The following is a 21,645-nucleotide window of genomic DNA, read 5'->3' on the forward strand; positions in this document are numbered from 1 at the left end:
AGCGCAAAGCACCAGCGTTTGGGATCAACCGAATCGAAGATCTGCTTCGGCTTTGTTCGGGAGGTTAGGGGCGCTGGTGGTGCAGACGCAATTAGGCTTTTTTAACGCACCTCGCCTGACCAAATGCATTCCATTGATTGATCAGGTTGGCGATAGCGCGGCCTTCCTGAGTTTGTGACGCGATGCGACGCGTCAGCAGCGTGTCGCCGATGCAGCGCTTAATGCGCGAAAATTGCGCCTCAACGCGAGCGCGCAGGCCATAGCCATATTTGTTCTGGAATGCATACTGTCCCTTCTCTTTCAGATAACGCACAAGTTGATCGTGCCAACGATTTTGCTTCGCGTCATCGACCGCATCGGCCTTGGGAGGAATCACCGGCACGACGCCGCTGGCGAGCAGTTGTTCATTGCGCTCGATCTGGTAATACGCCGTATCGGCAATGAGTCGATCGATCTTACCGACTTGCGGCAACAGCAAATCGAGGCCGCTACTGTCTCCAGTGCCGGTATCGGTGATTTCCACTGCCAGTACGTCGCCTTCAGCATCCATGGCCAGATGCATCATGCGCCATGGCGTACGCTCAGCTTTCTTGCCGTATTTCTTTTCGTACCATGCGCCGGCATGAGAAAAGCGCAAGCCCGTGCTGTCCACTATCACCGTCACCGGCTCGCCTTCATTGAGGCGCTCAGCCGCGCGCACGCACTTCCTGCGCACCGTGATGTCCAGCGAAGCAAACAGGTCCGACAGATGGCCAAAGCTGGGTACGGGCAGCTCGACGCCACGCCCGCGCCAATAGTCGTGCATGAAGCCCGCGAATTCCCGCAAACCCATCCGGTACATGCGATACAGCATAAACAGCAAGTTTGAGATAGCCCCTTGATTCACCGGACACGGTCTCTGTTTCTGGATGAACCCACTTCAGGGGTAGATCCCATCACCCGGCGCGAATTCTGGACCCACATCAACGGACTGGCCCGCAAGGGCGTGACCATCATGGTCACCACCCACTTCATGGACGAGGCCGAATACTGCGATCGCGTGGCCATGCTGTCGCGTGCGCAACTGATTGCGCTGGATACGCCCGACGCGCTCAGTATGAGCTCCATTAACCGCATCCTATTTGCCTAGAGGGAAGTCGTGCACAGTTGACTGGGTGATGATTGAAAACGGAGTCGAGGATGTCGGAAGCGGTAGCGCAGTGGGCGGGCCACTTGGAGGCGATCGAGGCCGAGGGTACCGCGCTCAAGCGTTCGGCGATCAGCCCAGAACGGCCCGACCCGACGATGGAGGACGCCTTCATTCACCTGGTGGAGTCGGCGGACCGCGAGATGGAGGCGACCATATGAACGGCGCCACAATGCACAAAGACGGGAGTGGCCCCCTGCAGACCGACTTGCGCCGTTTTGATCTGCGGCGCTTGATGGCACTGGTGACCAAGGAAAGCTACGGGCTCGTTTGCGCTCCTGCTCGCCAGTCTGGTGCTGTTCATCCTGTCGGTGGTCGGCATCGGTCTGATGATTTCCGCGGTCAGCATGACGCAGCAGCAGGCCATCCTGGGGGCGTTCGCCATCGGCGTGCCGGCGGTGCTGATGTCCGGCTTTGCGACGCCTGTGGAAAACATGCCCGTCGTCCTGCAATGGCTGGCCCAGGCCATTCCGCTGACCCACTTCCTCATCATCGTCGAAGGCAGCTTTCTCAAGGCCATGCCGCCCGGTGACATTCTCGCCAGCCTGTGGCCGCTGGCGGTCATCGCCCTGGCCACGCTGACGATGGCCACCGTATTCGTCCGAGGACGCCTGCAATGAAATCCAAGCCCCGCACTCCCTTTCTTCGCGCAACCGTCACCGGCCTGACCCCTGGGCGCGCGCGTCCGCTCGCGCTGGCCCTGTCCTGCGTGCTGCTGACTGCCTGCGCAAGCGTGGGCCCCGACTACCGCGAGCCGCCGCCGGTCGACGTCGGCAGCGGCTGGAGCTTGCCGTTGGCAAGCGAATCCCAGTCCGCAGACTTGAGCCAATGGTGGTCTGCACTGGACGATCCCATCCTCGATCGCCTGATGGCCACGGCGCTGGCACAGAACCTGGATCTGCGCCAGGCTGCGGCACGCATCGATGAGGCACGCGCCCTGCGCGATCGTGTGGCCGGCGAGGCATTGCCCACCGCCGCCGCTGGCGCGAGCGTCAACCGGCGCCGTCAAAGCGAGAACGGCCCCTTGCCCGTAGGCTCGATCCCCGGCCTTGACGCCACGCAGACCATCTACGACGCGGGCTTCGACGCGGCCTGGGAGGCCGACTTGTTCGGGGCCAAGCGGCGCGCCCTGGAAGGCGCCAACGCCCGCCTGCAGGCGACCGAAGCCGAGGCACAGGGCATACGCATGCGCATCGTGGCCGAGGTCGCGCGCACCTGGTTCACCGCCGTCGGCGCCCGCTACGAGTTGCACGCACAACAGGCCACGCTGGATACGCTGCAGCAGACTTGGGAATTGGTGCGCCTTCGGCATGCGCTGGGCGACGCGTCGACCGCCGACGTGGAGGCGGCGTACGCCCAATGGACAGCAGTCAACGCGCTCATCCCGGATATCCAGGCGCGCCAGCGCGCCGCGGTACTCAGCCTGGGCGTGCTGCTGGGCGCACCGCCGGAGCGGGAGCTGGCACTGCTGGATGGCCCCTTGACGCCGAGCACGCTGCGGGCGCTGCCGGTGGGCGAGCGTGCCGACATGCTGCGCCGGCGCCCTGACGTACTGGCTGCGGAACGTCGCCTGGCGGCGAGTTCTGCCGACATCGGCGTGGCCACGGCCGAGTTGTTCCCCAAACTCTCCATTGGTGTCGGCGGCGGGTTCCAAGCGCTCAGTACGGGCGATTGGTTCGATGCATCCAGTTCGCGTTTTTCCATCCTGCCGCTGATTTCCTGGCGCCTGTTCGACGGCGGCCGCGTGCGCGCCGAGATTCGGGCGCGCGAGGCGGGGCAGCGGCAGGCCGCGCTGGCCTACGAGCAGGCCGTGCTGGCGGCGCTGGGCGACGCCGAACGCGCGCTGGGCGACTACCACGGCGGGCTGGACACACTGGAACGCCGTGGCATGGCACTGGATGCCGCGCGCACAAGCTACGGCCACGCCAAGGCGCGCTACGCGGCGGGCGACATTGCACTGGTCGAACTGCTGGCCGCCCAGCGAAGCCTGCACGAGGCCGAAACCGCAGCGGCACGCGCGCATACCAACGCCGCCGTGCAATTGGTGGCGCTGTACAAGGCCCTTGGTGGCGGCTGGGACGTATCCACGGCGGCATCCAGCGCAACCCATCTGCTGCGGGGCACTGCCGCCCCCGTCGCGTTTTCAAGCCGCTGATTCAACACAGGAGACCGTCATGCAAATCAACGTTGGAAATCTCGACCGCATTGTGCGCATCGTCATCGGACTGATTTTGCTCAGTCTCCCATTGTGGCTGGACTCATCTTGGCGTTGGCTGGGACTCATTGGAATCATGCCGCTCCTCACCGGCCTGGCAGGCCGCTGTCCTGGCTATCGCCTGCTCGGCCTCAGCACTTGCCCGATGCGAAAACCCGAGTGAACGCCCTATGAAACTCAGTTTTTTGGGCGCAGCCCGAGAAGTCACCGGATCGTGCTTCCTGGTCGAAGCGGCTAATGTCCGCTTCCTGGTCGATTGCGGCATGGTTCAAGGTGGGCGTGTAGCAGCAGCACGCAACTACGAGCCGTTTGCGTTCGACCCGGCGTCCATTGACTTCGTCCTGCTGACCCACGCCCACATCGACCATAGCGGGCTATTGCCCAAACTGACGCGCGCCGGGTTCAAGGGGCCCATCTACGCCACGCCAGCGACGGTTGATCTGCTCGGGGTGATGCTGCCCGATAGCGCTCACATCCAGGAAAGCGATGCCAAGCGGGTTGCCAAGCGGTTCAAAGAGAAGACCGTGCCGCCACCCCTGTATACCCTGCAGGATACACACGAATGCCTGCAGCAGGTACGCGGCATCGAATACGACCGGGAGTTCGCACCCCGCGTCGGGGTGCGCGCCCGCTTTCGTGATGCCGGCCACATCCTCGGCTCGGCCATCGTGGAAGTGTGGATTACCGAGTACGGTTACCCCACGAAGATCGTGTTCAGCGGCGATTTGGGCCAGCCGGGACGCCCCATCTTGCGCGACCCGACACCCATCGAGGACGCGGACATCCTCGTCATCGAGTCCACCTACGGCGACCGCCGGCACAAGGATTTTTCGGCGACCGAAGCGGACATGATCGGCATCGTCGAGAAAACCCTGTTCGAGCGCGGCGGCAATGTCATCGTTCCGGCCTTTGCGGTCGGCCGAACCCAGGAGGTGCTCTACCACCTACATCGTCTCACCTGCGAAGGGCGTCTGCAGCGTCCAATGGTGTTTGTCGATTCGCCGATGGCCACCGAGGCCACACGCATCACGCGTGAGCATCTCGAATTGTTCGACGAACAGGCGAAGCGGTTGGCCGGATGGCATGCGCGCGGCGAGAACCTCCCGTATCTGGATTTCACCGCGAGCGCTGAGGAGTCCATGGCGCTGAACCGGATTCGCTCCGGGGCCATCATTATTTCTGCCAGCGGCATGTGCGATGCGGGGCGTATCCGGCACCACCTGCGCCACAACTTGCCACGCCGCGAATGCAGCATCTTGTTTCCCGGTTTCCAGGCGCAGGGGACGCTTGGCCGGCGCCTGATCGAGGGGGCCGAACGTGTACGCATCTTCGGTGAGGACATCCCGGTACGTGCGGCGATCCACAGCGTGGACGGCCTCTCGGCGCATGCCGACCAAAAGGCGCTGCTGGATTGGGCCCGTGCTTTCATTCAAGCACCGGCGCAAACCTTCGTGGTGCATGGGGAATCGTCGGCCGCGCAAGCCTTCGCTGAACTCTTGCAGCAGCAACTCGGCTGGCAGGTCACGGTGCCCGAGTATGGCCATGCGCTGCGCTGGCCGGACTTTCTGGCGCACGAGTGATGAAACCTGCAGAAGATCTCGCTGAACGCCTGCGCGCCATCCGCGAGTCACCAACATACCGTCTTGCGTACGAAGACATCGAGCTGCTTGGCCAGGACGAACTGCGGCCGCTGCGACTACAACTCGAACTGCTCAAACCTGAGCGCATCCTGCACGAGCAAGGCATTCACTCGACGGTAGTGGTCTTCGGCAGCGCACGCGTGAGCGATGCCGAGACGGCAGAAGCCCGCCTTGGCGCGCTGGAGCGTCAGGCGCTCGTCACTCCGGAGAATGTCGGGCTGAGGCAAGAGCTTGCGCGAGCCAATCGCCGGGTCGAACAGGCACGTCACTACGAGCAAGCGAGGCGTTTCTCGGGCCTTATTTCGGCGCGTTTCCAGCAGCAAAACCGCCGTGATTTCGTCGTCGTCACCGGGGGTGGGCCCGGCATCATGGAGGCCGCCAACCGCGGTGCTTTCGAGGTTGGCGCACGTTCGATTGGCCTCAACATCACGCTGCCCCACGAACAGGCACCCAACCCCTACATGTGCCCGGATTTGGCGTTCCGATTCCACTATTTCGCGCTGCGCAAGATGCACTTCTTGTTGCACGCCAAGGGCTTGGTGGCATTCCCGGGTGGCTATCGAACGCTCGATGAGCTGTTCGAGGTGCTCACCTTGATCCAGACCGGAAAGATGCAGCGTATTCCGGTAGTGCTGGTCGGCCGTGCATTCTGGCATCGCGTAGTTGATTTCGATCTTCTGCTCGACGAAGGCTATGTCTCTCCATCCGATCTCGACTTGTTCACCTGCGTAGACAAAGCAGAGGAAATCGTCAGTGCCCTCGAACGCTTTTACGTCACCAGGGCAGCAGGCGATGGGGCAACATGATTGGCATCGACGGGTATCGCTGGAGCCTGCGCGGCACCAAAGTGCAGCAGCCGATGCAGTGCTGTCAGCAGCACGTTGAAAATGACCCAGCGGCAGCACATTGGATTTGACCCACCCGGGTAGGATGGGCCCTTTTTGGAGGGCCAGTGCTTACAAGGGAGGTAATCGTGGAAATACGTGTGTTGGCCCGCCAAGGATTAGGAATCCGGGAGATCTCGCGGGAACTGGGGCTGTCGAGGAACACCGTGCGCAAATACTTACGCAGTTGTGCTGAGCAGGATCGTGCGCCGCGATCGGGGCGCACGCAGAAGCTCGATCCGTTCAAAACCTATCTGCATGACCGGGTTCGCGCAGCGCATCCGGCCTGGCTGCCGGCGACCGCGCTGCTGATCGAGATTCGCGCGATGGGTTATGACGGAGGCCTGACGCGGCTGCGGGTCTATCTGCGGTCGCTGAAGTCGATCAAGGCGCCGGAGCCACTGGTACGTTTCGAAACCGATCCGGGGCAGCAGATGCAGGTCGACTGGATCGTGTTGCGACGTGGCAAGCTGCCGCTGTCGGCATTCGTTGCGACGCTCGGTTACAGTCGGGCGAGTTACGTCGAGTTCGTGACCGACGAACGATTGCCGACGCTGCTGGGATGCCATGAGCGCGCGTTCGACTTCTTCGGTGGGGTTCCTCGCGAGGTCCTGTACGACAACGTCAAGACGGTGGTGATTGGCCGAGACGCCTATGGTCCCGGACTGCATCGCTATCAACCGGCCTTCCTCGACTTTGCGAAGCACCACGGCTTCGTGCCGCGCCTGTGCAAGCCCTACCGAGCGAAGACCAAGGGGAAGGTTGAGCGCTTCAACGGATACCTGCGCCGCAGCTTCTACAATCCGCTGGCAAGCCGGCTCGCTCAGGATCGCCTCTCGCTTGACGCGACCACGGCGAACGCCGAGGTCGTGCGCTGGCTGAGAGATGTCGCCAATGTGCGCATCCACGGCACGACTGGACAGTCGCCGCTCGAGCGTCTCCTGCTTGAGCAACCGAAGCTGCAGCAGTTGCCGGAGCCGTGGCGCGCGAACCTGCCGTCAGCTTCCGTGCCGACGATGCCACCGCCGTCGCGGTTCGATGATACGCCGCTGCAGCATCAGCTGTCAGTGTATCAAGCCCTGCTGACGGAGGCACGTTGATGGACATCCAGCACGAACGTATCCTCGAAGCCTGTCGACAACTGCGGATCGACACGATGGGCGAGCAGTACAGCATGTTGGCAGCTCGCGCGGCAGCGAACCAACTCACGTTTGCCGACTTCTTCGAGGCGCTGTTGAAATCTGCGATGGACGCGAAGCACACGCGGACCAAATCCATGTTGCTGCGCACGGCCGGCTTCCCTGTGCTGAAGACGCTGGAGGAGTTCGACTTTACGTTTGCTCACGGCGTTGCCAAGAAATCGGTGCTGGAGCTGTCGTCGATGGCCTTCGTCGAGCGCGCCGAGAACATCGTGTTGCTCGGGCCGAGCGGCCTTGGCAAAACGCATCTGGCGATCGCACTCGGTTACATCGCAACGCAGATGGGGATCAAGACGCGCTTCATCTCTGCGGCGGATCTCGTCATTGCCTTGGCCGCCGCTTCCCGGCAGGATCGATTGGCCGACTTCCTGAAGCGCAACATCATGAACCCACGGCTGTTGATCATTGATGAGGTCGGCTATCTGCCGCTCGGCCGGGACGATGCCAATCTGTTCTTCCAGGTGATCGCCAAGCGGTATGAAAAGGGTTCCGTGATCGTAACGAGCAACTTGCCGTTCGGGCAATGGGACCAGACGTTCGCCGGAGATCAGACGCTCACGGCCGCGTTGCTCGACCGCCTCCTGCATCACAGCCATGTTCTACAGATCAAAGGCGAAAGCTACCGACTGAAGGACAAGCGAAAAGCCGGCGTGATCCGATCCCGTGCATCCGAAAGTGCTGAACAGCAACTGGAGATGCACGCGTAAGTGATGATCAGCAACATCGTTTGACCCTGGGTCAGGCGAAACCGATGGCCAGCAACTGACGCTGACCCAGGGTCACGCAACATGCTGGGCATCAACTTGGTGACCCAGGTGGGTCAAATCTAATGTGCTGCACAACGGCCCAAGTGGGTCACTTCTAAGTTGCTGTTGACAGTGCGTCACCTTGTTGATTGCGGGTGCATTGTTCAGCCCGATCTCTACTTTCGGTTCCGAAGTCTCGCTCTCTACAAATCCTTCCTCCTGCTCGCCAGAGCAATCCCTGCGCTGGCGGGGCGGCACCCTGCGTCTGGAGAACGATTTGTTCACCGGCTCCGATCGCAACTACACCAACGGTGTCGCGCTAACAGCAGTCTCACGCGATCTGCAAGGCGGGCTCCGTCCGGAGTGCCTGCCCCAGCCGATTGGTTTGTACGCCCGCTTCATCGGCTGGGCTGATCCAGGCTTCTGGCACGAAGCCGGCGCCCACTCGTCGTCGCAAAACCTCGTTGTGCGCTTTGGCCAAGCCATGTACACGCCCGAGAACAAGACGCGCACCGATGTGATTCCAGATGACCGACCGTACGCTGGTTTGCTCTACCTGGGTTTGGCGTGGAATCGCCGCATCCACCCACAAGCTGCCAGCTACGAAATGCTTGACGTGCGTGAGTTGACCCTGGGCGTGATCGGCCCCTGGTCGCTGGCCGAGCAATCTCAGGATCTGGTGCATCGCGCACGCGGCATTGAGCGCTTTCGCGGCTGGAACAACCAGTTGCGCAACGAGCCGGCATTTCAGATGGCCATGGAGCGCAAGTTCAAGCCGTACACGGAGGGTGCCGTCCGTCCTGGATGGGGCAGCGACGTGATCGGCAGCTATGCCTTGCGGGTCGGAAACATCGAAACCGCCGCCAGTACCGGCGTGGAGTTTCGCGCGGGCTGGAACATACCGAACGACTTCGGCAGCTATCCGATCCGCCCTGGCGCGGAGAACCGCCCGCCCTCTGGTGTTGCCGATCTGCGCACGACAACGCCGCAATCGGTCCTGGCGCCCAAACCTGGGGCACATGTCTTCCTGAGCCTGGAGGGTAAAGCCGTCGCCTGGGACTTCTCACTCGACGGAAACATGTTCCGGCATAGCCATCATGTCAGCCGGCGGCCTTGGGTCGCGCAAGCAGCTCTCGGCATCAGTAGCCAATGGATCGTTGCTGGACGTGGCGTGCGGCTCGCCGTGATGCGCGTTTGGAGAACCCGCGAGTTCGACCAGCAGGCGGGCCATCACGCATTCGGATCGATCGCGCTGAGTCTGGAATTTTGAGGACACCTGCAACCATTCGTTAGACCCAAAGCATTCGTCACAACATCAATGGAGAAATTCGTGAACCAGCCCCTGAAACCCAGATCGTTCTTCACCGTCTCGCTGTCCGTGCTCTTGGCAACCTTCGCCACGGCACTCGGTGCGCAGTCCGTAGAGGCGGCAAAGCCAATGGCGCTTCGTACCATAATGGAAAGACTCGGTCGCGACATGCAAGCCGTCACGGGCGCGATCTCCAAAGAAGACTGGCCACTGGTCGCCGAGCTAGCACCACGAATCGCCAAGCATGCCGAGCCGCCCATGTCGGAAAAGATGCGCATCCTTGCCTGGCTTGGGGCAGACGCTGGAAAGTTTCGGGGTCTTGATGGACAGGTCCATGACGCCGCGACCGCCATGGGCGAGGCTGCACAGCGGAATGACGGCCAAGCAGTCATCGCGGCTTTCTCCAAAACCCAGCAAAGCTGCCTAGCCTGCCACCAGAGTTACCGTCGCTCGTTCGTGGAAAAGTTCTATGGAAGCCGCTAGCAAGGGATGGCTACACCTGTTGACGGAAGACTAACTTCTATCCAATCGATATACCTCGACGAATTCCGAGTTCCCAGGAAGCCGATCCTTTGTGAATGGTCGCAGCGAGTTGCTGTCCCAACCGCTGCTCGATCACCGGCTTCCACGGCACCAGGCTGAACCCCATGCCGTCATCGAGCATCGCGTAGCGCCCGCTAGCGAGCATGACGGAACGCCTGTAGATGCCAGCCACGCGTTGGCCGTCGGACACGGGCCGGTGCTCCAAGCCGGTTTCGGCCGCAATGTCCTTGGCGGCCTGCGCCAATTCCCGATTGCGCAGCGTGCCCAACAGGTTCCGGGCCAGGATTACGCGCTGCCCACGGCGCTCGGCCAGCCCCTGTTCGGCCAGGAAGTCGGCGCGCTGCTGCATCGCTTGTTTGGCCTCGCTGCCAAAGCCCAGGTTGCCAAGGCCCGAGCCGCCGCCGATCAGTTGGTGGTCGAGCCAGGTGGCCCCCATCACGCGGGCCTGCCGCTCGATAGGCAGGTGCGATTTCAGTTCCACCGCCACGCCGCCCAGGCGCTGCGCGTCGTAGCGGCGGCCCTGCTCGGGCAGGTCGCCCGGCACCTTCCACAAACCTTCGGCCACGCGCTCCACGATGCCGGCCCGGCGCAGGGCTTCAAGGCGGCGAACGTGAGCCGCGACGATTTCCTGCGGATCGCGCCCATGCGTGGCCCGGCCTTGCTCAATCGCCAGGTGATGATCGGTGCGATACAGGCCATCGCTCGCCAGTGCAGCGATGTTCTTGTCGGCCGCGCGCACGTCGGCCGAACCCTTGACCTCCACCACGGCGCCGGTCGGATAGTTCGCCAGCTCGTCGCGGGCGTTGAGCGCGACGTAGTGGGCCTTGCCGTCCACGCCGTCGATGACCAGGTAGCCCCGGTCGCGCAGCTCGTCGGCCAGCCCCTTCGCGGCCACGCGGCCGAGAATGGTGCGGTCGTCGTCGCCCGGCTCGAACACCGCCAGCTCGCGCGGCTGGCCGCGCATGGCTCGCTGCATGGTGCGGATGATGTCGCCACGCTCGCCCAGGGCGCGCAGGGTCTTCTCCGCGTCGGCATGGACGACCCAGGTGCCCGGCCGCAGCTCGTCGGCCAGGCCCAGGCGCTGCAAGCGTTGCAGGCGGCCGATCAGCGGCAGGCGCTGGCGTTGCAGCATCGGTTCGTTGAAGCGTTCGGTCTGCACCCGGCCGTCCTCGCCGGCCTCGCGTTGGAGGGTGCGGTCGAGGCTCGTCCACCGCTCCTGTTCCACCTCGCGCTGCAAGGTCTGCTTGATCTCCAGCTCGGTGCGCGGCCCCAGCCATTCGGTTGCCAGTTCGGCGGCGCGATGGCGGAAACCATCGGTGATGTAGTCGCCCGCGATGATGAGGTCTTTGCCGGTGTCGTCGCGCCCGCGCACGACGATGTGCGTGTGCGGGTTGTCGGTGTTCCAGTGGTTCACGGCCACCCAATCGAGGCCCGTGCCCAAGTCGGCCTCCATGCGGCCCATGAGATGCCGCGTGTAGGTGCGCAGGTCTTCGAGTTCCGCGCCATCCTCGGGCGAGAGGATGAAGCGGAAGTGGTGCCGGTCATCCGCGCAGCGTTCCTTGAAGCCGTCGAGGTCGGCAGCATCGGTCTGCGGCCCGTAGGCTTGGCCCGGCTCGCCATCGCGGCCCACGCCATCGCGCTCGATGTAGCGCAGGTGCTTGGCGAGCGACTGCGGACTGGCCTGGCGCTGGTTGACCAGCAGCGTCTTGATGGTCACGCGCCGCGACATGGGCGTGAGCTTCGCCCCCGCGAAGCGCGCCGCCGTGTGGCCGCGACCCAGGCGCGAGCCGGGCCGCTGGACGGTGCCCCTCCCGGTGCCGCCAGTCGTCCCAGGACGGCGCACCGAGGACTTGCCGCCGCTGGCCTTGCCCGCCTGCTTGAGCACCTTGGAGACGAAGCCCTGGCCTCGGTTCTTCGGGGCGCTGGGGCGGATGCGGAAATCATCATCGCGGCGGTCGGTCATGGTTATGCCCTCTGCAACCTCTGGCGTGTCCGGTCGTGCAAAGCACGCGGACATGCCTGCATTGGCGCGGGCCTCGCGCCACAAGCGGCACGGCGGCGAAGCCGCTGCGTGCTGCGCCACCCCCACGTGCAGACTGGCTTTCGACGCGGCCCGGTGCCGCGTCCTTTTGTCTTGCCTTCCGCCTTTGCCCCTCGCTGGCGCTCCGGGCAGCGGCGGCCCGGCGGCGCTGCTGCGTGAGCAGCCAGCGCGCCGGCGAACGCGGCGACGGCCACAGGCCGGGCGCGTTCGAGGCAAGACGCCTGCACATGGGAAGGCTGCGCGAAGTGCAGCGCGGATGCGCTGGCACTGCACGCGCGACGACACGCGGAGAGCCACTGGAGCGGCACGCCCGATGGCACGATGAGATGCACGGCAACGTGCAGCGAATCAGCCGCCATCATGGGCGTGACTCCAGCCAGACCGGATGCGCGACGCCGATCACGGCGGATGTGCTGACCGGCCCGAAATACCGGCTGTCGAACGACGCCTGGTTGGTCACACTCAAGAGGAACAGTTCGCCGGGTTCGAGGCGACGGCATTGCTGCCAGGATGGCAGCGGCCGGCCCCAGCGGTCAGCAGGCAGCACGGCGGCCGAAAGCACGCCGTCAATGCGGACAACGCGGCCAGTGATGCACACCTCCTGCGGCGCGACGGCGCCCACGCGCTTGAGCAGCGGCACGCGCGTCGGCAGGTAGCCGCGCTGCGCGGCCAGCACGGCGGCGTCTGGCGGCAGCGTGGTCAGGACGATGCTGCCCACGGACAAAGGACGTGGCAGCGAGGCGGTGCCGTGGTGCAGCGGATCGACGCGATACCAGCCGACCGCCACGCTGTCGGATGGGTTGTAGATCAGGCGCGGCAGCGGATGCACGAAGGACGCCCAGGCCAGCGCAGCGAGGCCGCAGGCGGACAGGCCCGCCAGCACGAGGCGAGCGCGCAAGCGCGAGCGAGGACGCGGCGCGGTGCTGGCAGTCGAAACGGCGGTCATGGTAGTTCCCTCCCGATGAGCCAGGCGGCGTGCCGCTCGGCGGTGTATTCGGGCAGCGGTAAGCGCGCAGCGAGACGGTTGGCGAGCGTGCGCCAGTACGCGGGCGAGACAGCGGCGGGTGCGATACCCAGCGCTTCGATGGCGTCGATGCGCTCCAGCACGGCGCGCACTTGGTTCTCGCCCTCGGCGTGCAGCAGCAGGCGCGCGCCCGGCTGCACGCCGGGGATGCGCTGTGCCGCATCTAGTGGCGTGCAAGCCTGCATCACCATGAGCTGCCAGCGAACAGTGCCGTAGTCGTTGGCCTGCCACCGGATGCGGCACAACATGGCGCCCGGCAGGAACACGGCGCAGCGCCGCCAGCGGTCGAGCTGGTGCGTGCGCGCAGGTTCGCCGAAGCGCAGGTAGAGCTTGAAGCGCGGTTCGATGTAGGCCAGCGCCACGCGCGTCAGCGGCGCGCTGGCAAGCTGGCCGGAAGGTGCTGCGAGCGCAGCCGTGGCCGCGCCAGAGGCAGGCGAAGCGGATGCGGTCATGGGGTGTTCTCCCTGCGGTGCTCTGGAAACTCCCGTTCCAGCAGGCCGCGCAGCAGGTCGGCCACGGTCACGCCCTGCGTGAAGGCCGATACCTTGATGCGCGCCCGCATCGCGGGCGTGATGTCGAGGGTCAGACGGGCGGTGTAGAGGTCGCCCTTGTTAAGCGCATCGGCATCGCCCTGGCGAATCCACGCCTCGGCGTGCGGATTAGCCGGTGGACGCGCGCCGATGCCGACGCGCTTTGCGCGAGGTGGCGGCTTCGCTGTCATGTCGGCCACCGCAGCAGTTCGTCCACCAGCGCAGTGATTTCGCGCGCGGCGGCGCTGTCCGGCGCCGTCTCGCGTGCAAGCCGGCCAGCGGCCACGCTGTCGGCGAACACGATGCGCTGATGCACTTCCGCGCGCAGCGCAGGAAGCGGTTGGTCGGCCAGCGCCTGGCGCGCTTCGCGCCCGATCACGGTGGTACTGACGCGCCGGTTGATGACGAAGGCCGCGCGCAGCGCGGGCCGAAACACCTGCGCTTCGCGGATCAGCGCCACCATCTCGGCGCTGGCCCACAGGTCGTAGGGACTGGGCTGCACCGGGATCAGCACGCGCTCGGCCGCCAGAAGCGCGGAGCGCGCCAGCGCCGCGATGCGCGGCGGGCCGTCGATGACGACGTGATCGGCCCGCTTGGCGAGTTCTGGCGCCTCTTGGTGCAGCGTTTCGCGTGCGAGGCCCACGGCGCTGAACAGCCGCGGCAAGCCTTGTTGGCTTCTGCGCTGTGTCCAGTCCAGCGATGAACCCTGCGGGTCGGCGTCCAGCAGGACGACGTGCTGGCCGCGCATCGCCAGCTCGCCGGCGATGTGCGTGGCGAGCGTGGTCTTGCCCACGCCGCCTTTCTGGTTGAGCAGAGCGACGATCATGGCGCGGCCCTCCGTGTTGGAAAGCCGGGCTTTGGCTGCTGCGCTTGTGGCCGCGTGGTGGTTGTCCACCGCAACGGCGTTTCTCTACTAAAAGTTAGAGAAATTAAGTTAGGGAAGTTAGAGGGCGAACAAACCCAATGCTGGCGCGGGTTTGCGGCCGATCGGCACGCCTGATAGCACGATAGTCCCACGCCTGATAGCACGATACCCCGCACGCCTGATAGCACGACACCATCCACAGGCTTTCCCGGAGTTATCCCCGTGCCGTCTGCGGCACGGGCCGGAAGGTCAGCAGCTCCATGCCGTTGTCCGGCATCCGCTCGATGCCCAGGACGTAGCCGGGCAGCGATTGCCGCGCGACCAGCGCGCGCAGGTCGCAGGCGAAGTCGTAGGGCTTGGCGGTGCTGCCGGATTTCTGGTGCAGGTAGCGAAAGTCGAACTGCCAGCCGTATGCCTGCTTGCCGCCGTGCTTGCGCACCAGGCGGTACAGCCACCGCTCGATTCCTCCAGTGAGCCGGAAGTACGCCGGGTCGATGGTCAGCACCAGGGCGGCGTCGAGCACGCCCGCATAGAACCAGTCCGGCAGGATCAGCTCGATGCCCAGCGGCGTGCCGCTGGCATCGGCCAGTTCCTTCCATTCGTTGATCCACGAGAAGCGATGCAAGCGCCTTCCAGTGGTTTCTCGGATGGACGTGGCCACCGTGGTCGATTGCAGCCGGTCGAGCGCGGCCTTGAGGCGCTGGTAGTCGCGCAGCGACTTGCCGCGTCCAATGAAGCGCAGGATCTCGTAGGGCGTGGCGCGCATCAGCCGCGACGGGCGCAGGCCCGCGTCCTTCGCCTCCACGATCTGCGAAGCTGCCCATATCAGCACGTCCGCATCCCAAATCGTGGCGATGCCGTGCTCCTGCGTGCCCTCCACGCGGATAGTCACGTTGCCCGCGCGGAAGTCGATGGGCTTGACCCGCTTGGACTTGGCGAGCGAGAAGAACGGATAGGCCATCAAATCCTGGCTGTCGCGCGGTGCCATGTCGCCGGGCAAGGCGCGGAACAGGTCGAGCTGTTCGCGCTCCTGCAACGGCCGCTGCCGCATGGGCAGCGCGGTGCTGGACATGGCGATGGCCTGCCGCGCGCCGCCGATCAGCGCGCACGGCTGTCGGCCGAGTGGTGCTCGGCATATTCGGGATCGGAAGTCGTCTCGAAGCTGCGGTCGGCGGCCCAGGCATCGAGGTCGGCCACGGCGTACATGACACGCCGGCCGAACTTGCGAAAGCGCGGGCCACCGCCGATCACACGCTGCTTTTCCAGCGTGCGCGGCGACAGGCGCAGGTACTCGGCGGCTTCGTCGTTGGTGAGATAACGCTGCGGCTGCGCGGCAGCAGTCGAGACAGTGGCGGCAGGCCGCAAGGGAGCGGGACGCATGATGTGAACCTCCATCGGTTGAAAACGCCCGGCCACACAGCGCGACCGGATGGAGGCAGTCTCAGAAAACCAAGCTGTCCTGCTCAGGGCCGTTTTGCGTCGTCCTCAAAACGACCCTTCTCAAGCGGCGGAAGCTGTGCTAGGCGGCGATAGCCGCCGCGCATCAGCGCGTCGCCGCGCCGTACCAGGCGGCGCACCTTGGAGCGCAGGCCGCCGTCGCTGTACCAATCGGCCACGGCGTCGGCACCGAACAACCCTTCGCCCACATCGCGCAAGGACGCGCCCGCAAGAATCGCGTCGAGCGCCTGCAAGGTGTGCAGCTCCAGCAGCGCGGCGGATGTGGGCCGGGGTTTGACGACAGCGAGGCCCACGCTGGACGGCTGGTTGCGCGCAGCCGCGACAGCGCTGCCGCGGTGGGCATAGGCGACAGCCATGCCGTCTTCCAGGCCGGGCGCGAGCGCGAAGCGCAGGCAATGGCCTGGGCTGCGTGCGATCAGCGCCAGCCCTTTGCCGTCGTGGAGCAGGTGCTTGTGGCCAGGGATACGCCAGAACGCGAAGGCGGTGGCGTCCTCCGGCGGATCGGCGTCGGGGTAGAGCTGCACCACGGCCGCATGACCAGGCAGCCAAGCGGGATGCGCGTCACGCGCATCCAAGGCCGGGTCTTCCAGCAGGCGCAAGCCCCAGCGATGCGCTGCTTCAGGCCGGCGATGACGGCGCAGCCAGTCGAGCCGGTAGTCGGGATGCCTGCGCAGATATTCCCAAGCGAGCGAGAGCGCATCCAGCCACAAAACATAGAGGTATGCCGCAGTTGGATACCAATGCGCGAAGTGATGAAGATTGACCATGACGCCTCCTCCTGCGAACAGGACTCGCCGCCACGGAAGAACTACGCGCTACATCGCCCTCGTCGGAACGTCATGGGTTAGAAAGGTGGATGGGGCTGTCAAGACTGATTGGCTCCGATGCGTTGCGGTATTCGTCTCAATGCTGCGGCGGCAGCGCCCGAAAGGGGGCACTGCACAAGTCAGCCTGCCGCAGCCCGCGCCAGGCATCCTGTCTATTTGGGTCAGACTGGTGGGGCTACGCCGCAAGAATGTGGATTGAGACTTACCCGGTATGACACCAGACTGAAAAAGTCACAGTAGGACGTATTCAGTCCGGGATCGCTCCGTCGCGCTCGGCCAGCCGGGTGTATTCCGACAACGTGCGTGTGGGACGGAAGTAGAGGTCGCGCATCACGGGCTGCTGGTGCGGCCCGACGATGCCGGCCAGATCGGACAGCTTGACGGTGCCCTGGGCCGGCATCCCGATCCCCAAGTCGATGAGGCCCCAGGCGGTGTCGCCATCGGCTGGGTCGAGCGCAGCCAGCAGCCAGGTCACGTGCGCGTCCGGCGTGAACAGCCGCACCACGGGCACCGGGTCGATGGCTCGGCCAGCGGCACGGGCCTCGCCGTTGGCGAGCAGTTGCGCGCGCTCCGGGGCGGTGGCGAGTGGCAGGGGCATGGTCGGCAATCCCACAAATCCAATGATGCACGAATGCGGTTGCACGCCAAAGCGCAGAGCCGCGAAACCGGATTTGCGCCTTGGTGCGCAAGCACCGATGCGCTTGCGTGGCTTTGCCGGAATCCGCCGATGCAGATTTCCGTAAAGACACAAACACTGATAACAACGCCAAATGAACACTATAGATTGTAGTCCTATAGGGCGCAATGGGATGTCATCTTGGTTTTTCAAGGGAAACCATAGGTGGCGGCTGGGAACTCATTGGCGAAGGCGTTGAAGACAGTTAGAAAGGCGCGTGGCTTGAGTCAGGAAGCCTTCTCTGACGTGTCCAGTCGCACCTATATGAGCACCCTCGAACGCGACCTCAAAAGCCCGACCCTGCATAAGCTGGCCGAGCTGTGCGAGGTGATGGACATCCACCCGCTCACGCTGCTGACGCTGGCCTATGCGGGCGACAGCCCGCACAAGGCCGACGAGCTGCTGGTGCAGGTGCGCCGGGAGCTGGAGGCGGTGTTGAAGGAACGCGACGCGGCGAAGCCGCGCGCGTGACGTGGTGATGTGCTGCGAACAAGCAGCACAGCGCCCCGCCGCGATGGGCGGGGCGCTGCGGCGGTCACGCCGCCTGGGGCTTGGTGCGCGACCAGATCAGGTCGTGCGTGCCGTCCTCGCCTTCGATCAGGCGGGCATAGATCGGAGCCGGGAACGAAGGATCGTCGAGGGTCACGGACTTGTATTCCCGCCCGGCCTCGCTGGTCTTGTTCCACGCCGCGCCGATGTCGTGGCCTGCGGCCTGGAGACGGAAGTCGGGGGCGTTCTCGCTGCTGCCCTTGTCGTTGGGAAGCAGCTTGACCTTGACGTTGAGCGTCAGGGTGCGAAGCGTGCCGGTGAAGCCGTCTTTGTCTGCGGTGAAGGTGCCGATGTTGGCCATGATGTTTGCTCCTTTCGGTTGAACAAGGTTCGCGCCCATCGCGTCCTTGTTGTGATCCGGCCGGCGGGGGACGGGCTGGCTGCACCGCTTGCGGTCGAAACGCAGTGGAGAGCCGGGAGGCGAAAAGAATTTGCTGCGCGAGGAAGCCGCCGAACGCAGTGACGAAGGCGGGGAAATTGTTTTCGCCGGACGGTTGCAGCCATGAAGCCCGAGGCGCAGCCGCGCCACCGCCAGGATTCACAACGAGACAAGGACGCCTTGGGCCGGACCGCTCCGAAAGGAGATGGGGCCGGCTCGGCATCCCCGCACGAAGGCTTCTCCGGCTCGCCCACTGACGCGGGCCAGGTCAACCACCCGACGACAGGCGAGAACGCCCCCGCCGCACCTTGCGGCGCCGCTCTTGAGGCGTGGCGTGGAAGCTCCATAGCGATGCCGGGCGGGTTGTCCGTGAACCGTCCTTCGTGACGTGATGGGCAGGAACCGCCAGCGTTGAGGACGGCACGCACCTGCACAACCTGCCGCAGCGAGCGCCAGCGTGTTCGCCAGCGCCCCGCCCATCGCGGCGGGGCGCTGGCCGGGCCGATCCGGCGCAGCCGGTTCGGCGTCATCGAGGGGCGCCAAGCATCGCGCGGCGGGGATAGCCCGCAGGACTTTCCCCTGGAGGCAAGCGAAGCACGCAGCGCCGCAGGCGCGAAGGCGTGAGCAACTGTCTTGAAAGTCAAGCCACGCAGGCTTGATCCAGCATAAGCGGCATTGCCATTGATTCAATAATTGATGTATTATTGAATAATGAATGAAGCCCAAGCCGTTTCCGCCCTCGGTGCCCTGGCCCATGCCCAGCGCCTGCGCGTGTTCCGATCCCTAGTCGTCGCCGGCCCCGAAGGGCTCACGCCCAGCGTTCTGGCCGATCAGCTCGACGTGGCCCGCAACGCGCTGTCCTTCCACCTGAAGGAACTGGCTCATGCTGGCCTCGTCACCATCGAACAGCAAGGCCGCAACCTGATCTACCGCGCCGACTTCAGCCAGATGAATGGGCTGCTCGGCTACCTGACCGAGCACTGCTGCCAAGGCAGCACGTGCGAGGTCAGTGATTCCTCCTCTGCCTGTACCTCCTGCTGAAAGGATCTCCCCATGAAGCGCTTCCACGTCCACCTGCACGTCGATGACCTGAACCGCAGCATCGGCTTCTATTCCCAACTGTTCGCCGCGCAGCCCGCGCGCGTCGAAAGCGACTACGCCAAATGGATGCTCGAAGACCCGCCGGTCAACTTCGCCATCTCCACACGTGGCAACAAGCCGGGCATTGACCACCTGGGTATCCAGACCGACGATGCCGAGGAATTGGCGGTGCTGAAGGCCCGCGCCGAGGCGGCCGACATGACGCTGCTGGACGAGGGCACCACGACCTGCTGCTACGCGCGCAGCGAGAAGCACTGGATCACCGACCCGCAGGGCGTGGCCTGGGAGCACTTTCACACGCTGGGCAATATTCCGGTCTTTAACGAAGCGGCGCCTGCAGCGACTTCCGCCGCAGCGTGCTGTACCCCGGTGCGCGGCAAGCCGATGGGCGTTGCGGTGAAGCCGGCCTCCTCCTGCTGCTGATGTGAGATACCCATGACCACCGACAAGATCTACAGCGCCCTGTTCATCTGCACGGGTAACTCGGCTCGCTCCATCCTGGCCGAAGGCATCCTCAATGAATTGGGCCAGGGGCGCTTTCGCGCCTACTCGGCGGGCAGCCACCCCAAGGGCGAAGTCCACCCACTGGCGCTCGCCACGCTGGAGCGGCTGCACATGCCGACCGCTGGCTACCGCAGCAAGAACTGGGATGAGTTCGCGGCGCCCGGTGCACCGGAGCTGGATTTCATATTCACGGTCTGCGACAACGCCGCCGGCGAGGTCTGCCCGGTGTGGCCGGGACGGCCAATGTCGGCGCATTGGGGCGTTCCTGACCCCGCAGCCGTCAAAGGCACCGATGAGCAGAAGCGCAAGGCATTCACGGATGCGGCGCTGACGCTGCGCCGACGCATCGAGCTGTTCCTGTCGCTGCCGCTGCAGCGGCTGGACGCCATGTCGTTGCAGCATGAGCTGCGCAATATCGGTACGAAGTGAGGCCGGGGCAATGAATGCAATCCCTGAAGCGCTGCGGCCTGAACAAGCGCCGCAGCCCATGAGCCTCTTCGAGCGCTACCTGACGCTGTGGGTGTTCCTGTGCATCGTGCTGGGCGTGGCCCTGGGCCAGTTCGCACCCGGCGTGTTCCAGGCCATCGGCCGCCTCGAGGTCGCGCAGGTCAACCTGCCGGTGGGCCTGTTGATCTGGGTCATGGTCATTCCCATGCTGCTCAAGGTGGACTTCGGTGCGTTGGGCCAGGTCAGGCAGCATTGGCGCGGCATTGGCGTGACGCTGTTCATCAACTGGGCCGTCAAGCCGTTTTCGATGGCGCTGCTGGCCTGGATCTTCGTGCGCCAGATCTTCGCCCAGTGGCTGCCGGCCGACCAGCTCGACAGCTATGTTGCCGGCCTGATCCTGCTGGCCGCCGCGCCCTGCACGGCCATGGTCTTCGTCTGGAGCCGGCTGACCGGCGGCGACCCGGCGTTCACGCTGTCGCAGGTGGCGCTGAACGACACCATCATGGTCTTCGCCTTTGCGCCCATCGTCGGCCTGCTGCTGGGCCTGTCGTCCATCAGCGTGCCCTGGAGCACGCTGATGGTGTCGGTGCTGCTCTACATCGTGATCCCGGTCATCCTCGCGCAACTCTGGCGCCGCGCGCTGCTGCGCCAGGGCCAGGCCGCCTTCGATGCCGCGCTGGCCCGCATCGGCCCGCTGTCCATGGCCGCGCTGCTGCTCACGCTGGTGCTGCTGTTCGCCTTCCAGGGCGAGGCCATCCTGCGCCAACCGCTGGTGATCGCCATGCTGGCCGTGCCCATCCTGATCCAGGTGCTGTTCAACTCGGGGCTGGCCTACTGGCTCAACCGCCAGGTGGGCGAGCAGCACCGCATCGCCTGCCCGTCGGCACTGATCGGCGCTTCCAATTTCTTCGAATTGGCGGTGGCCGCCGCCATCAGCCTGTTCGGCTTCCAGTCCGGCGCGGCGCTGGCCACCGTGGTCGGCGTGCTGATCGAGGTACCCGTGATGCTGCTGGTCGTGCGCGTGGTCAACCGCTCGCGCGGCTGGTACGAATGCGGCCCGAACCCTTCCTCCCGCTAACCCAGGCAAGCCACCATGAGCAACATCACCATCTACCACAACCCCGCCTGCGGCACGTCGCGCAACGTGCTGGCCCTGATCCGCAACAGCGGCGAGGAGCCCACGGTCATCGAGTACCTGAAGACGCCGCCCGACCGGGCGACGCTGACGGCACTGATCGCCGCGATGGGCGTATCGGCGCGCGCCGTGCTGCGCGAGAAAGGCACGCCCTATGCCGAGCTGGGCCTGGATGACCCGCAGTGGAGCGACGTGCAGTTGATCGACTTCATGCTCCAGCACCCCGTCCTCATCAACCGGCCCATCGTGGTCACGCCGCTGGGCACGCGCCTGTGCCGGCCATCGGAGGCCGTGCTGGACATCTTGCCGCAGCCGCAGCGCGGCGCGTTCAACAAAGAGGATGGTGAGGCCGTGGTGGATGCTGAGGGTCGCAAGGTCTAAATACCT

General features: G+C 64.9%; 27 protein-coding genes and 1 pseudogene. 17 read left to right on the plus strand and 11 right to left on the minus strand.

The genetic code is table 11. The features are described from left to right. Positions 1–91 precede the first annotated feature (91 nt). A complete protein-coding gene (locus KZ686_RS10110) occupies positions 92–853 on the minus strand; it encodes an IS5 family transposase (RefSeq protein ID WP_066132413.1) in 762 nt (253 codons plus the stop codon). A gap of 24 nt (positions 854–877) precedes the next feature. Here KZ686_RS10110 and KZ686_RS10115 point away from each other — a divergent pair, with 24 nt between their 5' ends. The 11 genes and pseudogenes from KZ686_RS10115 (at position 878) to KZ686_RS10165 (ending at position 9,662) form a co-directional block, all read left to right on the plus strand. Beyond that, entirely contained in the window at positions 878–1,129 is a 252-nt protein-coding gene (locus tag KZ686_RS10115; RefSeq protein ID WP_011516046.1) for an ATP-binding cassette domain-containing protein, read from the plus strand. A gap of 50 nt (positions 1,130–1,179) precedes the next feature. Further along, positions 1,180–1,347: a hypothetical protein gene (locus KZ686_RS10120; RefSeq protein WP_021161685.1), complete on the plus strand. Its 168-nt coding sequence runs from the start codon at positions 1,180–1,182 to the stop codon at positions 1,345–1,347. Between the two features lie 99 nt (positions 1,348–1,446). Next, positions 1,447–1,806 (plus strand): annotated as a pseudogene (locus KZ686_RS10125) (ABC transporter permease); the annotation flags it as partial. Beyond that, positions 1,803–3,341, plus strand: a complete 1,539-nt coding sequence (locus tag KZ686_RS10130; RefSeq protein ID WP_011516038.1) for an efflux transporter outer membrane subunit — start codon at positions 1,803–1,805, stop codon at positions 3,339–3,341. The pseudogene KZ686_RS10125 and the gene KZ686_RS10130, both read left to right, overlap by 4 nt. A 19-nt stretch (positions 3,342–3,360) precedes the next feature. Further along, a complete protein-coding gene (locus KZ686_RS10135; protein ID WP_010792188.1) occupies positions 3,361–3,564 on the plus strand; it encodes a YgaP family membrane protein in 204 nt (67 codons plus the stop codon). A gap of 7 nt (positions 3,565–3,571) precedes the next feature. Beyond that, complete coding sequence (locus KZ686_RS10140; RefSeq protein WP_011516037.1) at positions 3,572–4,981, plus strand: MBL fold metallo-hydrolase RNA specificity domain-containing protein; 1,410 nt, start codon at positions 3,572–3,574, stop codon at positions 4,979–4,981. Then, entirely contained in the window at positions 4,981–5,847 is an 867-nt protein-coding gene (locus KZ686_RS10145) for an LOG family protein (protein WP_011516036.1), read from the plus strand. The genes KZ686_RS10140 and KZ686_RS10145 overlap by 1 nt, the downstream gene beginning before the upstream one ends. A gap of 146 nt (positions 5,848–5,993) precedes the next feature. Beyond that, positions 5,994–7,025 (plus strand): IS21-like element ISRme20 family transposase, encoded by a 1,032-nt coding sequence (gene istA / locus KZ686_RS10150; RefSeq protein WP_042976508.1) that lies wholly within the window; start codon positions 5,994–5,996, stop codon positions 7,023–7,025. Next, positions 7,025–7,831, plus strand: coding sequence for an IS21-like element ISRme20 family helper ATPase IstB (gene istB / locus KZ686_RS10155; protein WP_011516034.1), 807 nt, complete (start codon positions 7,025–7,027; stop codon positions 7,829–7,831). Before istA ends, istB begins: the two co-directional genes overlap by 1 nt. Before the next feature lie 199 nt (positions 7,832–8,030). Continuing rightward, positions 8,031–9,140: a lipid A deacylase LpxR family protein gene (locus tag KZ686_RS10160; RefSeq protein ID WP_231886079.1), complete on the plus strand. Its 1,110-nt coding sequence runs from the start codon at positions 8,031–8,033 to the stop codon at positions 9,138–9,140. A gap of 48 nt (positions 9,141–9,188) precedes the next feature. Further along, positions 9,189–9,662 carry a cytochrome c gene (locus KZ686_RS10165; RefSeq protein ID WP_029310270.1) on the plus strand — a complete coding sequence of 158 codons (474 nt, stop codon included), beginning with the start codon at positions 9,189–9,191 and terminating at the stop codon, positions 9,660–9,662. Between the two features lie 37 nt (positions 9,663–9,699). Here KZ686_RS10165 and KZ686_RS10170 read toward each other — a convergent pair whose 3' ends face one another. The 9 genes from KZ686_RS10170 to KZ686_RS10210 all read right to left on the minus strand — a co-directional run bounded on the left by KZ686_RS10170 (position 9,700) and on the right by KZ686_RS10210 (position 17,065). Next, on the minus strand, positions 9,700–11,685 hold the full coding sequence (locus tag KZ686_RS10170) for a relaxase/mobilization nuclease domain-containing protein (protein WP_041240063.1): 1,986 nt from the start codon (positions 11,683–11,685) through the stop codon (positions 9,700–9,702). Between the two features lie 436 nt (positions 11,686–12,121). Continuing rightward, positions 12,122–12,709, minus strand: coding sequence for a S26 family signal peptidase (locus tag KZ686_RS10175; protein WP_011516030.1), 588 nt, complete (start codon positions 12,707–12,709; stop codon positions 12,122–12,124). Continuing rightward, complete coding sequence (locus KZ686_RS10180; protein ID WP_011516029.1) at positions 12,706–13,239, minus strand: DUF2840 domain-containing protein; 534 nt, start codon at positions 13,237–13,239, stop codon at positions 12,706–12,708. Before KZ686_RS10180 ends, KZ686_RS10175 begins: the two co-directional genes overlap by 4 nt. Beyond that, positions 13,236–13,508, minus strand: coding sequence for a hypothetical protein (locus tag KZ686_RS10185; RefSeq protein WP_011516028.1), 273 nt, complete (start codon positions 13,506–13,508; stop codon positions 13,236–13,238). Before KZ686_RS10185 ends, KZ686_RS10180 begins: the two co-directional genes overlap by 4 nt. After that, the gene (gene parA / locus KZ686_RS10190; protein WP_011516027.1) at positions 13,505–14,143 is read right to left on the minus strand and encodes a ParA family partition ATPase; all 639 of its coding nucleotides are present in this window, start codon (positions 14,141–14,143) and stop codon (positions 13,505–13,507) included. Before parA ends, KZ686_RS10185 begins: the two co-directional genes overlap by 4 nt. A gap of 253 nt (positions 14,144–14,396) precedes the next feature. Beyond that, complete coding sequence (locus KZ686_RS10195; RefSeq protein ID WP_021161696.1) at positions 14,397–15,254, minus strand: replication initiator protein A; 858 nt, start codon at positions 15,252–15,254, stop codon at positions 14,397–14,399. Between the two features lie 26 nt (positions 15,255–15,280). Then, positions 15,281–15,562 carry a helix-turn-helix transcriptional regulator gene (locus KZ686_RS10200; RefSeq protein ID WP_003107109.1) on the minus strand — a complete coding sequence of 94 codons (282 nt, stop codon included), beginning with the start codon at positions 15,560–15,562 and terminating at the stop codon, positions 15,281–15,283. Between the two features lie 83 nt (positions 15,563–15,645). After that, a complete protein-coding gene (locus tag KZ686_RS10205; protein WP_021161697.1) occupies positions 15,646–16,407 on the minus strand; it encodes a DUF2285 domain-containing protein in 762 nt (253 codons plus the stop codon). A 307-nt stretch (positions 16,408–16,714) separates the two neighbouring features. Next, on the minus strand, positions 16,715–17,065 hold the full coding sequence (locus KZ686_RS10210) for a DUF2958 domain-containing protein (protein WP_021161698.1): 351 nt from the start codon (positions 17,063–17,065) through the stop codon (positions 16,715–16,717). Between the two features lie 243 nt (positions 17,066–17,308). Between KZ686_RS10210 and KZ686_RS10215 the strand changes: the two genes are divergently transcribed. Continuing rightward, positions 17,309–17,614 (plus strand): helix-turn-helix domain-containing protein, encoded by a 306-nt coding sequence (locus KZ686_RS10215; protein ID WP_011516021.1) that lies wholly within the window; start codon positions 17,309–17,311, stop codon positions 17,612–17,614. 64 nt (positions 17,615–17,678) lie between these two features. Here KZ686_RS10215 and KZ686_RS10220 read toward each other — a convergent pair whose 3' ends face one another. Next, complete coding sequence (locus KZ686_RS10220) at positions 17,679–17,993, minus strand: DUF736 domain-containing protein (RefSeq protein ID WP_041240055.1); 315 nt, start codon at positions 17,991–17,993, stop codon at positions 17,679–17,681. Positions 17,994–18,782: 789 nt separating this feature from the next. On the opposite strand from KZ686_RS10220, the gene KZ686_RS10225 reads away from it, so the two are divergent. From KZ686_RS10225 to arsC, 5 genes are read left to right on the plus strand one after another with little or no spacing between them, the layout of a single operon-like run. Beyond that, positions 18,783–19,112, plus strand: a complete 330-nt coding sequence (locus KZ686_RS10225) for an ArsR/SmtB family transcription factor (RefSeq protein WP_027457577.1) — start codon at positions 18,783–18,785, stop codon at positions 19,110–19,112. A 12-nt stretch (positions 19,113–19,124) separates the two neighbouring features. After that, a complete protein-coding gene (locus KZ686_RS10230) occupies positions 19,125–19,595 on the plus strand; it encodes an ArsI/CadI family heavy metal resistance metalloenzyme (RefSeq protein WP_027457578.1) in 471 nt (156 codons plus the stop codon). A gap of 12 nt (positions 19,596–19,607) precedes the next feature. Next, on the plus strand, positions 19,608–20,105 hold the full coding sequence (locus KZ686_RS10235; protein WP_027457579.1) for an arsenate reductase ArsC: 498 nt from the start codon (positions 19,608–19,610) through the stop codon (positions 20,103–20,105). Between the two features lie 10 nt (positions 20,106–20,115). Beyond that, positions 20,116–21,201 carry an ACR3 family arsenite efflux transporter gene (arsB, locus tag KZ686_RS10240; RefSeq protein WP_049405857.1) on the plus strand — a complete coding sequence of 362 codons (1,086 nt, stop codon included), beginning with the start codon at positions 20,116–20,118 and terminating at the stop codon, positions 21,199–21,201. Positions 21,202–21,216: 15 nt separating this feature from the next. After that, positions 21,217–21,639, plus strand: coding sequence for an arsenate reductase (glutaredoxin) (arsC, locus tag KZ686_RS10245; RefSeq protein ID WP_027457581.1), 423 nt, complete (start codon positions 21,217–21,219; stop codon positions 21,637–21,639). Positions 21,640–21,645 lie beyond the last annotated feature (6 nt).

The organism is Cupriavidus cauae, assembly GCF_026210475.1.
GTDB classification, from domain to species: domain Bacteria; phylum Pseudomonadota; class Gammaproteobacteria; order Burkholderiales; family Burkholderiaceae; genus Cupriavidus; species Cupriavidus cauae.